Origin of the sequence: Microbacterium testaceum, from assembly GCF_006539145.1 — a bacterium.
Lineage (GTDB): Bacteria > Actinomycetota > Actinomycetes > Actinomycetales > Microbacteriaceae > Microbacterium > Microbacterium testaceum.
Window position 1 is genome coordinate 91,506 of record NZ_BJML01000009.1, and the last position, 11,885, is coordinate 103,390.

The window sequence follows — 11,885 nt, forward strand, 5'->3', positions numbered from 1 at the left end:
CGTCTCACTGCGGAGCGTGACCCGCGGCGATCACGCGACCGGCCTCGGCGAAGAGGCCGCGCATCCACTCGTGCTCGGGATCGCGGTTGTGCGAAGGGTGCCACCACAGGGCGCTGACGATCGGCGTCGCCGCGAACGGCAGGGGCACCACGCGGATGCCGCCGATGCGCAGCAGGTGGGGGGCGAGGGCGGACTGCACGAGTCCCACGCGCCGCGTTCCGCTGACGAAGTGCCCCACCGAGAGGAAGCTCTCCAGCACCACCTCGATGTGCGGTTCGACCCCGAGCTGCTGGATCTGGCGCGCGGCCGAGGTGAAGGCTGACCGCGATTGGAAGGTGAGCACCCACGGCAGGTCGGCGAGGTTCTGCATCGTGAGCGACTCGCCCACCTCGTCGTTGTCGTCGGCCACGACCGCCAGCCAGTCGTCCTGCCAGAGGTCGAGGTAGGGCAGCTCCGACACGGGACCGTGGGGGATGACCATGGCGTCGGCCGAGCGCAGGCGGTTCGCGGCGTCTTCCACGATCCCGGGGTTGTGCAGCATGTAGCGGAAGCGAACGCCCGGCGCTTGCTCCGCTGCGAGCTGCGACACGACGGTTCCGACGGTGACGAAGCCGTAGTCGGACCCGTAGATCGAGAACTCGCGCGTCGACTCCGCCGGAGACCACGATGCCTGGCTGTCGAAGACGCGTCGGGCTGCTTCGAGGGCCGTGCTCGTGTGATCGGTCAGGCGGACGGCGAACGGCGTGAGCTCGTAGGTGTTGCCGCGACGCGCGAGGATCTGGTCGTTGAAGTGCGTGCGAAGGCGCGCGAGAGAGGCGCTGAGCGCGGGCTGGCTCAGGTGCAGACTCTCGGCGGCGCGCGTGACGCTGCGCTCGGTGAGCAGCGCGTCGAGCGCCACCAGGAGGTTGAGGTCGAGGCGCGAAAGCGCCGAATGATCGGTCACCACGGCGTGATCCTTCGCTCGGGAAAGCTGTCCGCGGATCGTATCAATGCCGTCTATGTCGCAGCTAGGCGCCATACTCCCGAACGATGATCACGGTCTTCCGCGCCTTATGTGCTGTATCGCGAAGACTTATGTGCGTTTTAGGCGCAACGCGCCGATACTGAGTCGCACAGCACAGGCGCTCCCACCGAAGGGCTCGCCGACAACGTCGTCAGAAAGGCTGGCCATGACTCAGCATCGCCGCGTCACGCGGATCGCAGGTCTCCTCGCTCTTCCCGTCACCGCCGTTCTCGTCCTCGCCGGGTGCTCCGGCTCGGGTTCGGGAGACGCCGGGGGCGATTCGAACTCCTTCACGTTCACCTTCGCCACCTCCAACAACCTCGAGAGCCCATACGAGACGCTCGCCAAGGAGTACATGGCGGCGAATCCCGGCGTCACCATCACCTCGAACCCGACCCCGAACGACAAGTACGGGGAGACCATCCGCACGCAGCTGCAGGCGGGCAATGCTTCCGACGTCATCATCACCGCACCCGGTGCCGGTGACTCGCGCGGTCTGATCCCCCTCGCCCAGGCCGGGTTCTTCGAACCGCTCGGCGACACCGCGACCTCGCTCGTGCCGACCGGGAGCGACACGCTCTTCGAGCTCGACGGCAAGACATACGGCCAGCCCTTGGACTTCACCATCGGTGCCGTCGTCGCCAGCATGGGCACAGCCGGCATGAACGGGATCACGAGCTGGCCCACCACCATGAACGACTTTTACGCCGAGTGCGGGAAGCTCGCGGGCGACGGCAAGTCGATGATCGCCATCGCCGGCGCCGCCGCCCCGAACGCCGGTCTCACCGCTCAGGGCATCGCGGCGACCCGCGTCTACGCATCGGACCCGAACTTCAACACCGAGCGCGCTGAGGGCAAGACCACCTTCGCCCAGAGCAAGGGCTGGGCGGACACGCTGCAGACCATCATCGACCTCAAGGACAAGGGCTGCTTCCAGGCCGGTGCCGAGGGCGGCGGCTTCGACGCCATCACCAACGGACTCGCGCAGGGCACCTCGGTCGGCAGCTTCATCCCCTCGGGCTCGGCGGTCGAGATCGCCGCCGCGGCTCCCGCGGAGGCCGACTTCAAGGTGCAGCCCTTCCCGCCCGCAACCGGTGGCAAGCCCTTCGTGCTCGCCAGCTCGAACTACGCGGCATCCATCAACGCGAAGTCCCAGAAGAAGGACGCGGCGAAGAAGTTCCTCGAGTGGCTCGCCACCCCGGACGCGCAGGAGAAGTTCTACGAGGCCTCGGGTCTGCTCCCCATCTCGGAGTACAAGAATCTCGACCTGAGCAAGACGATCTACTCCGAGGTCGTCGATGACATCTCGAACGGTTCCTACACCACCCTGCCCTCGAACGTCTGGCCGAACCCGGCCGTGTACGACGCGCTGTCGACGGGTGTCCAGGGCCTGCTGACGGGCCAGAGCAGCATCGACCAGGTGCTGAAGAACATGGATGCGGCCTGGGGCAACTGAGTGAATCCGCCGCCCGGGCCCCTGGACCCGGGCGGCGGAGCCGAACCCCATCGAGGATGACGAGGACGCGATGAGCACCACCTTCCGAGCCGGCGAAATCGCCGCCACCGAGACCGAGCGCGTGGTCTTGCCACGTCGCGGCGGACGCCGCCGCTCCGCGCCCCGCCCGCGCCGCAAGGGCCTGCTGAAGTTCGGCTACTGGTGGTGGGCTCTGCCCGGCATCCTCTTCGTCGTCGGCATCCACTACGTCGCCACGAGTGTCGGTGGCTTCTTCGCCTTCACGAACTGGACCGGCATCGGGGCCTTCCAGCTCATCGGTCTCGACAACTTCACGCGGATCTTCCAGGACCCCACGAAGATCGGGGCGCTGTGGAACACGCTGTTCCTCGCCTTCGGATCGGTGATCCTCAGCAACATCCTGGGGCTGGGGATCGCTCTCGGCCTCAATCGCGGGCTGAAGAGCCGGTACATCCTGCGCACGCTCTTCTTCATGCCTGTCGTGCTCAGCCCGCTGGCGACGTCGTACATCTGGAAGTTCATCTTCGACTTCAACGGACCGCTCAACCTCGTGCTGCGGGGGATCGGCCTGGACTCGATGGCCCGCGCCTGGATCGCCGACCCCACGTGGGCGATCTGGACGATCCTCATCGTGCTGGTGTGGCAGAACATCGGCTTCTCGATGGTGATCTACATGGCGGGCCTCGCCGCCGTCCCGGTCGAGATCGAAGAGGCCGCGGCCATCGACGGCGCCAACCTATGGCAGCGCTTCTGGCACGTGACGCTCCCGTCGATCCGCCCCGCCGTCGCGATCGCGACCACCCTCGGGCTGGTGAACGGATTGCGCGTGTTCGATCAGATCATGGCGCTGACCGGCGGCGGTCCGGCCGCGGCGACCGAGACGCTCGCAACGCAGGTCTACAAGCAGTCGTTCGCCCTCGGCAACTTCGGCTACGGCGCCGCCCTGGCGCTGCTGCTGACCCTCATCATCCTGGTCTTCGCGGTCATCCAGCAGCGCGTCACCGCCGACCGTTCGGAGGAGAACTGACATGTTCCGCTACACCAAGCTCACGGGGCTCCGCGAGTTCCTCTTCTGGGTCGCCGCGCTCGTCTTCCTGCTGCCGTTCTACTTCTTGGTCACGACCTCGCTGAAATCGGACCGCGAGGTCATCACCTCGTCGACACTGGCGCCGCCGACCGCACCCGACTTCGGCAACTTCCTCAAGGTGCTGACCGCCACCGGCAACTCGAACGTCGTGGTGGGGCTGATCAACAGCATCATCATCACCGCAGGCAGCATCGTGCTCCTGGTTCTACTCGGCTCGCTCACCGGCTACGTGATCGCCCGCAGCACGCGTCGATGGAGCCGCGTGGTCTACTACCTCTTCCTCGTGGCGATCGTTCTGCCCACGCAGCTGGGCACCGTGCCGCTGTACATCGGGGCGCGCTCGCTCGGGCTCACCGGCTCGGCCTGGGGCATGATCGTCCTCTACACCGGCATGTTGCTGCCGCTCGCGATCTTCCTGTACGCGGGCTTTTTCCGCGGGCTCGGCACCGAGTACGAGGAGGCCGCGACGATCGACGGCGCCAGCCGCACCCAGATCTTCTTCCGGATCGTGCTCCCGCTGATGTCGCCCGCGACCGGGACCGTGGCGATCCTCGCCGGACTCATCGTGTGGAACGACTTCTTCACATCGCTCATCTTCCTCGGCGGCTCCGCGAACCAGACCCTCCCGGTCGCCATGTACTACTACATCGGCTCGCTGGTCTCGGCGTGGAACCAGATCTTCGCGATCGTCATCGTCTCGATGGTGCCGATCCTCGCCTTCTACCTCTTCGCCCAGAAGCGCTTCATCCAGGGCTTCGCCGGCGGCCTGAAGGGCTAGCGCCTTCTCCACACCGATGCCGGTTCACCGGCCTCATGGGCTGAGCCTGCCCAGATGGATGCCGATCGCGATGGCATCCGTCGACCGTCGCGCCTCGCGTCCGTTGAAAGGACACCCTCATGTATCAACTCGCCCCCAACATCGAACTCCTCTTCACCGAGGCCGGCGACTACCACGACCGCGTCCGCGCGGCGGCGGCCGCGGGCTTCGACGCCGTCGAGATGTGGGGTCCCACGGGGGTCGACGCTCCGGCGACGCCCAAGGACCTGCCGGCACTGAAGGCGGCGCTCGAAGAGACCGGCGTGCAGCTCACGGCGCAGCTGGCGGAGCCCCGCACGCAGTTCATGATCCCTCCGTGGGACCACAGCGAGTTCTTCCGCAAGCTCGACGAGGGCGTGGCGATCGCCCACGACCTCGGATGCCCCCGCATCGTCGTGGGCAGCGGCACCGGCTTCGGCGGGTGGAAGCGGCAGGTGCAGCTCGACAAGCTCATCGAGATCTACACCACGGCGATCGCCCAGATCGAGGGGTCGGGCGTCGGTCTCGTGCTCGAGCCCGTGAACGTCCGGGTCGACCACCCCGGTTCGCTGCTGGATCGCACGGCCGAGGGGGTCTACGTCGCCCGTGGCGTCGCCTCGCCGCAGTTCGGCGTGCTCTACGACATCTATCACTCGGCCGTCGAGGGTGAGGACATGGAGGCCGAGCTGGCGAACGCCGGCGACCTCATCCACTATGTGCAGCTGGCCGACGCCCCCGGTCGCGGCGAGCCCGGCACGGGAGAGCTCGACTGGAACGAGCGCTTCCGACTGCTGCGCGACAGCGGTTACGACGGCCCCGTGGGTCTCGAGTACTACCCGACCACCGCGTCGGCGGCATCCGTCGCCCACGTCGTCGAGATCGCGCGCGCCGCATGAGCACCCGGCAGTACCCCACCTCGGTCGACGTCGTCATCGTCGGGAGCGGGCCGACCGGCTCGGCCTACGCGCGCATCCTGTCTGAGCGCGCGCCGGAGGCGACGATCGCGATGCTCGAGGTCGGCCCGACGGTGTCGAATCCTCCCGGTGCGCACGTGAAGAACATCGCCGACCCGGTCGAGCGGGCTCGCGCGCAGGTGGCCTCGGAGGGCCCGGGCGAGCGCGGCGAGAAGGTCGCCAGCCCCGGCGCCGCCAAGGCCGGCGTGCGCGGGGCGCGCCCCGGCACGTTCCTGCTCGAGGAGGGTTACGCGTTCGAGGGGGAGGACGGTCTCCCGGTCGTCGCGATGTCGAGCAACGTGGGCGGCATGGCCGCGCACTGGACGGGCGCGTGCCCGCGTCCGAACGACAGTGAGCGCATCGCCTTCGTTCCCGACCTCGACGAGCTCCTCGACGAGGCCGATCGTCTGCTGGGTGTCACGACGAACGCCTTCGACTCCGCGCCCTTCGGGGCGATCGTGCGCGAGCGCCTCTCGGCCGCGGTCGACGAAGGCCGCGTCGATGCGACGAAGGTGCAGCGGATGCCGCTGGCCGCCCACCGGCGCGACGACGGTCGCCTGGTCTGGTCGGGGTCGGACGTCGTGCTGGGAGAGGTCACGCGCGAGAACCCGCGCTTCGCGCTCTTCGACGAGACCCTGGCTGTGCGGGTACTCGTGGAGGGCGGCCGCGCATCGGGCGTCGTCGCGCGCGACCTACGTTCGGGCGACGAGCACACCATCGCGGCGCGCTTCGTGGTGGTCGCGGCCGACGCGCTGCGCACCCCGCAGCTGCTGTGGGCGTCGGGCGTGCGCCCGGAGGCTCTCGGGCGGTACCTGAACGACCAGGCGCAGGTGGTGTTCGCCTCGCGGCTGCGGAACATGCCCCTGCTCGACACCCACGACCCCACCGCGGGGCTGGCGGAGTACAGCGGGGTGAGCTGGGTCCCGTTCACCGACGACATGCCGTTCCACGGGCAGATCATGCAGCTCGACGCCTCGCCGATCCCCCTGGCCGACGACGACCCGGTGGTTCCGGGCTCGATCGTGGGACTCGGGTTGTTCTGCGCGAAAGACCTGCGGGCCGACGACCGCGTCGCCTTCGATGCGGAGCACGTCGACGGCTACGGGATGCCGGCTCCCCGCATCCACTACCGCCTCACCGATCACGATCGCGAGGTGGTGGAACGGGCTCGTCAGGAGATCGTGCGTCTGGCCGAGGCCGTCGGCGACCCGGTCGGCGATCGCCCCTTCACCCTTCCGCTCGGGTCGTCTCTGCACTACCAGGGCTCGACGCGCATGGGCGTCGCCGACGACGGCACGAGCGTGTGCGACATCGACAGCGAGGTGTGGGGCGTGCCCGATCTCTTCGTCGCGGGCAACGGAGTGATCCCGACCGCGACGGCGTGCAACCCGACGTTGACGTCGGTGGCGCTCGCCGTGCGGGGTGCACGCAAGATCGCTGCCGTTCTCGCTCGCGAGCAGGTCGCGACGAAGTCGGCATCCGCCTGAGTTCTCTTGCTTATGCAGGAAACAAACATTATAGTGTAGAAATCATGACAAAGTGGTCTGCGACTCCTGTCGCGCCGACGAGGAGGTCATCGTGATCCCGGATCGCATCATCGAGCAGGGCACCCTCAGCGCCCGCGACGGGCGGACATCGGTGGACGTGCGGCTGCCCTGGTACCGCGCCCTGCCGGCATCGTGCATCTCGGGCGCGAGGCTCACCATCGACGGCGTCGAGGCCCCCGCTGCCTCGCTCCGCTGGCAGATGAACGGCGAGGAGTTCACGTTCGCCGATATGAAGACGAACACCGAGCAGTGGTGGTTCCCCACCGACTCGGCCGTGCTGTCGGGAGATCTGACGGTGGATGCCGGGGAGCACGAGGTGCGCGTCGACCTCGAGCTCTTCATCCCCTACATCATCATCGCCGACGACCAGGTGCTCCACATCGAGGAGCACGACACCAAGACCATGACCGTCCGCCAGGTCGAGGAGGCCCGCGCATGACCGAGCTCGGCACGCCCATCCAGGGCGTCACGCTCTACAGCTTCACCCGTGCGTTCCACGGCCGCGAGTACGACCTCGACCAGCTGATCCGCAAGACCGCGGCCGAGGGCTTCGGTCCGGGGCTCGAGATCATCGGTTTCTCGAGCTTCCGCGGATTCCCCGAGATCGACGACCACTTCGCCGGGCGCTTCTCCGATCTGATCGACGAGGTGGGCCTGGTGCGCACCTCTCTCGCGGTGAACGCAGACATCGGTCTGCGCCCCGACCGGCTGATGGACCAGGACGAGCTGATCGCCTACATGCGCAAGCAGATCGCAGCGGCCGCGAAGCTCGGGTTCCCCATCGCGCGGGTGCAGATCTCGCTCACGCCCGACTCGATGGAGGCTCTCGCCCCGATCGCCGAGGAGTACGGCGTCACGCTCGCCCTCGAGGTACACGCCGACCAGTACGCCTCCCACCCGCGCATCCTCGCGCTGCGCGACAGGTACGAGAAGGTCGGCTCGCCCTTCCTCGGGTTCACGATGGACTGGGGCGCCACCGTCACCGGCTTCGCCCCCTCGCTCATCGAGGCGTATCGCCGCCGCGGAGCGTCGGAGGAGCTGCTGTCCGCCGTCGTCGCCCTGTGGGACGAGTACTACGAGCAGGGCCCGCCCGCCGACCAGGCCGACCACGGCCAGCGCTTCGGTCGGTTCATCGGCCTCGCTCATCAGCACGGCCGCCCCGACCTCGGCATCGACTTCGGCATCAACGGCACCGGCCTGTTCGGCCCCGCGCGCGTCGACGACTGGCTCGAGATCATGCCGTGGGTGAAGCACGTGCACGGCAAGTTCTTCGGCATCGACGAGAACGGGAACGAGCCGTCGGTTCCCGTCGCCGAGCTCATCACCCTGCTGGTCGAGAACGGCTACAGCGGCGCGGTGTCGAGCGAGTACGAGGGCTGGCACTGGAACCACTGGCAGAACCCCTTCGAGATCATCCGCGGCGAGCAGGCCATCCAGCGCACCGCCGCCGAGGCCGCCGGCTCCCGGATGATCACGGATGCCGTCGAGGCCCGCCGCGCCCTCGATGCCCACCTGTCGCACGCCGTGCGGGCCTGAAAGGACCTCCGTCATGCAGAACGGCATCGCCGGAACCGGCATCCGCCTCGGTACCACCCTCTACTCGATGACGAGCGAGTTCGCCGCGGGGGTCTACACCCCCGAGACGCTGATCCGCGAGGTGCACGACCAGGGGATCGGTCCGGGCGTGGAGTTCAACTTCGCGCAGCTCCTGCGCTCGTACCCCGACGTCGACGCCGAGTTCACGAAGCTCTGGTTCGACTCGCTCGAGAAGTACGGCCTCGAGGCGAGCGCCGTGGGGACCAACCTCGACATGGGCCGCCGCGCAGACCGAGACATGACCCCCGACGAGGAGCACGACTTCTTCGCCCGTCAGCTGAAGTCGGCGCACACCCTCGGCTTCACGACGGTCGTCATCCGCTCGGCCGGCAAGGAGCTGCTGCGCCGTCTGCTGCCCCTCGCCGAGAAGTACGACCAGAGACTCGCGTACGAGATCCACGCGCCCTCAGGGCCGAACGACTCCAAGGTGCTCGAGATCCGCGAGGTCTACGACGAACTCGGGAGCGACCGCCTCGGCTTCACCGCCGACTTCTCGTCGACCATGCACTCGCTCTCCCCGACCCTGCTGCGCACGCTCGGCCAGATGGGCATGGACGAGAAGCACTTCCCGGTCATGGACGAGATCTGGCGCGAGCCCGCGCCCATGCACGTGCGCAACCAGAGATTCGAGGACTACCTCACGGGCGAGGGCGTCGACCCCCTGCGCTTCGGGCCGTTCACGCGTCTGGCCTTCAACATGCACGGTCTCGTGCCGCCGGAGGAGTGGCTCGACATCATGCCGCAGATCTTCCACGTGCACGCGAAGTTCTACGACATCGGCGCCGACGGCGAAGAACCGGCCATGGACATCCCCCGCATCGTCACGCAGTTCGTCGACGGGGGATACGAGGGCTACCTCTCCAGCGAGTGGGAGGGCCACGCCTTCAGCGACCTCGGCGAGAGCGATCCCGTCGATCTCGTGAAGAAGCAGCACGCGCTCATGCGCACAGCCATCGAGAACACCGTCGCGGCGCGCCAGCCCGCGTAATCCACCACCACAACGAAGGAATGACCATGTCGAACACCACCACCGAGGCATCCGTCTCCGACCTCATCGCCGAGGTCACCCGCCTGCGCGAGCAGGTCGAGGCCGCCCACGCCCTCGCGCAGCGCGCCGAGGACCGCGGGCAGGTCGAGAACCTCTTCAACCGCTACATGTACCTGCACAACGCCTTCGAGGACGAGCAGATCATCCCGCTGTGGGTGAAGGAGGGCACCGAGGGCATCCGCGCGCGCTACACCAACGCCGGTCAGTACACGACCTGGCAGAGCGTCACCGACTACCACCGCGGTCGTCCCCACCCCGAGGGCAAGCTCATCCTGCACGCCACCAACACCCCGGTGATCGAGGTCGCCGGCGACGGCAAGACCGCCACCGGCGTGTGGATGATGGCGGGCACCGAATCGGGGCTGACCGACCCGAAGGTCGCGGAGGAGTTCCCCGACATGTACTCGCCCGAGGAAGTGCTCGGCAAGAAGGTCTGGGCCCACTGGGTGTGGTGCAAGTACGCGATCGACTTCCTCAAGCAGGACGGCGAGTGGAAGTTCTGGAAGTTCCGCTGCTACGAGCTCGCCCGGGCGCCCTTCGAGGAGAACTGGGTCGCCTTCGGCCTGAAGAACCAGGGTGCGTTCGACCTCGACCTCATGTACTTCGGCGACGACGGCAAGCCCGTCTTCATGCCGAAGGCCGACGAGCCGGTGCCCTCCACGAACCACCCCTACAGCCCCGAGACCACGCAGAAGCTCGAGCCCGCGCCTCCCGTCGCGCACCAGACCTTCTCCGACAACTACGCCTGAGAGACAAGCCCCATGGCCACCCACAACTCGCTCTTCGCCGAGAAGGACGTCCGTCGCACCGACGACGGCCTCGCCGTCTCGGTGCAGCTGCCCTGGTACCGCAGCCTCTGGCTGTCTGCCGTCGACGACGTCGCCGCGACGGTGAACGGTGTCGCCGTGCCGAAGGACGACCTGCGGTTCTCGCTCGGGGGTCGCGAGTACCGCGTCGAGGAACTGCCCGAGCAGTCCGAGACGCTGTGGTTCGTCGCCGACCGGCCCGACGTCCTGATCCACCTCGAGGCCCCGCTCGCGGCGGGCGAGGCGGTGACCGTCGAGGTCGTGCTGACCATGCGGCTGCTCTACATGCAGATCATGCCGGGGGTCGACGGCGGCCCCGGGCGGTACGTCACGAACCGGGTTCCGGTCGAGCGAGAGCTGGTGCTGTCATGACCCGTCCTCTGCGCGTCGCCATGATCGGCTACGGCTTCATGGGTGCCGCCCACTCCGTCGGCTGGCGTCAGGCGCCGCGCATGTTCGACCTGCCGCGCGAGATCGAGATGGCGGTGGTCGTCGGACGGAATCCGGATGCCGTGGCCTCCGCCGCCGCGAAATGGGGCTGGGCCGAGTCGGCCACCGATTGGCGCGAGATCGTCGGGCGTGACGACATCGACATCGTCGACATCGTGACGCCCGGCGAATCCCACGCCGAGATCGCGATCGCCGCCCTCGACGCGGGTAAGCACGTCCTGTGCGAGAAGCCCCTGGCCAACACCGTGGCCGAGGCCGAGGCGATGGCCGAAGCCGCCGCGCGGGCTCGGGTCCGCGGCATCCGATCGATGGTGGGGTTCACCTACCGTCGGGTGCCCGCGGTCACGCTGCTGCGCGACATGATCGCCGAGGGGGCGGTCGGCACGGTGCAGCAGGTGCGCGCGGCCTATCGGCAGGACTGGCTCGTCGACCCCGAGACGCCGCTCGCGTGGCGCCTGCAGAAGGAGCAAGCCGGGTCGGGCGCGCTCGGCGACATCGGGGCGCACATCATCGACATGACCCAGTTCGTCACCGGTCTGGGCGTGGAGCGGGTCTCGGGCACGATCGACACGATCGTGAAGGAGAGACCCCTTCCCGCCGACGGATCGATGGGGCTGTCGAACGGTGCCGGTGCCGCAGAGAAGGGCGCGGTGACCGTCGATGACGTCGCGATCTTCACCGGCCGCCTGGCGAACGGCGCCCTGGCCTCGTTCGAAGCCACCCGCTTCGCGACCGGCCGCAAGAACGCTCTGACCATCGAGGTGTCGGGCGATCGTGGCGCGCTCGCATTCGACCTCGAAGACCTCAACAGCCTGCGCTTCTACGACCGCACGGCGCCCGAGGGCCGGCAGGGGTTCACGCAGATCCTCGTCACCGAGTCGCAGCATCCCTACGTCTCGGCGTGGTGGCCCGCGGGGCACCTGCTCGGTTACGAGCACGGCTTCAGCCACCAGGTCGTCGACCTCGTCAACGCGATCGCCGACGGTTCCGACCCGCACTCCTCGTTCGATGAGGGCCTGTGCGTGCAGCGCGTCCTCGACGCCGTCGAGCGCAGCAGCGCCGCCGAGTCCGCCTGGACCCGCGTCGGCGCACCCATCCCCGCTCTCTGACTCCCGCTCCTCGCCC

The 11,885-nt window shown here is 68.1% G+C and carries 12 protein-coding genes; 11 read left to right on the forward strand and 1 reads right to left on the reverse strand.

Features of this window, described 5'->3' with window-relative positions:
• Nucleotides 1-4: 4 nt before the first annotated feature.
• Nucleotides 5-943: a LysR family transcriptional regulator gene (locus MTE01_RS13350; RefSeq protein WP_103208565.1), complete on the reverse strand. Its 939-nt coding sequence runs from the start codon at nucleotides 941-943 to the stop codon at nucleotides 5-7.
• Between the two features lie 226 nt (nucleotides 944-1,169).
• Between MTE01_RS13350 and MTE01_RS13355 the strand changes: the two genes are divergently transcribed.
• The 11 genes from MTE01_RS13355 (at nucleotide 1,170) to MTE01_RS13405 (ending at nucleotide 11,869) form a co-directional block, all read left to right on the forward strand.
• Nucleotides 1,170-2,459, forward strand: a complete 1,290-nt coding sequence (locus MTE01_RS13355; RefSeq protein ID WP_103207801.1) for an ABC transporter substrate-binding protein — start codon at nucleotides 1,170-1,172, stop codon at nucleotides 2,457-2,459.
• Nucleotides 2,460-2,529: 70 nt separating this feature from the next.
• Nucleotides 2,530-3,504, forward strand: coding sequence for a carbohydrate ABC transporter permease (locus MTE01_RS13360; RefSeq protein ID WP_103207803.1), 975 nt, complete (start codon nucleotides 2,530-2,532; stop codon nucleotides 3,502-3,504).
• A 1-nt stretch (nucleotide 3,505) separates the two neighbouring features.
• Nucleotides 3,506-4,342: a carbohydrate ABC transporter permease gene (locus tag MTE01_RS13365; protein ID WP_103207805.1), complete on the forward strand. Its 837-nt coding sequence runs from the start codon at nucleotides 3,506-3,508 to the stop codon at nucleotides 4,340-4,342.
• A 119-nt stretch (nucleotides 4,343-4,461) separates the two neighbouring features.
• Nucleotides 4,462-5,256 (forward strand): TIM barrel protein, encoded by a 795-nt coding sequence (locus MTE01_RS13370; RefSeq protein WP_141378032.1) that lies wholly within the window; start codon nucleotides 4,462-4,464, stop codon nucleotides 5,254-5,256.
• A complete protein-coding gene (gene carA, locus MTE01_RS13375; RefSeq protein WP_141378033.1) occupies nucleotides 5,253-6,800 on the forward strand; it encodes a c-glycoside 3-oxidase CarA in 1,548 nt (515 codons plus the stop codon). The genes MTE01_RS13370 and carA overlap by 4 nt, the downstream gene beginning before the upstream one ends.
• A 91-nt stretch (nucleotides 6,801-6,891) precedes the next feature.
• Complete coding sequence (locus MTE01_RS13380; RefSeq protein WP_103208567.1) at nucleotides 6,892-7,299, forward strand: C-glycoside deglycosidase beta subunit domain-containing protein; 408 nt, start codon at nucleotides 6,892-6,894, stop codon at nucleotides 7,297-7,299.
• Entirely contained in the window at nucleotides 7,296-8,396 is a 1,101-nt protein-coding gene (locus MTE01_RS13385; RefSeq protein WP_141378034.1) for a sugar phosphate isomerase/epimerase family protein, read from the forward strand. Before MTE01_RS13380 ends, MTE01_RS13385 begins: the two co-directional genes overlap by 4 nt.
• A 13-nt stretch (nucleotides 8,397-8,409) precedes the next feature.
• Nucleotides 8,410-9,444, forward strand: coding sequence for a sugar phosphate isomerase/epimerase family protein (locus MTE01_RS13390; protein ID WP_103207814.1), 1,035 nt, complete (start codon nucleotides 8,410-8,412; stop codon nucleotides 9,442-9,444).
• Between the two features lie 26 nt (nucleotides 9,445-9,470).
• Complete coding sequence (locus MTE01_RS13395) at nucleotides 9,471-10,253, forward strand: nuclear transport factor 2 family protein (RefSeq protein WP_103208568.1); 783 nt, start codon at nucleotides 9,471-9,473, stop codon at nucleotides 10,251-10,253.
• Nucleotides 10,254-10,265: 12 nt separating this feature from the next.
• Entirely contained in the window at nucleotides 10,266-10,682 is a 417-nt protein-coding gene (locus MTE01_RS13400; protein WP_116239556.1) for a C-glycoside deglycosidase beta subunit domain-containing protein, read from the forward strand.
• Nucleotides 10,679-11,869, forward strand: a complete 1,191-nt coding sequence (locus MTE01_RS13405; RefSeq protein ID WP_174799698.1) for a Gfo/Idh/MocA family protein — start codon at nucleotides 10,679-10,681, stop codon at nucleotides 11,867-11,869. The genes MTE01_RS13400 and MTE01_RS13405 overlap by 4 nt, the downstream gene beginning before the upstream one ends.
• The last annotated feature ends 16 nt before the right edge of the window (nucleotides 11,870-11,885 follow it).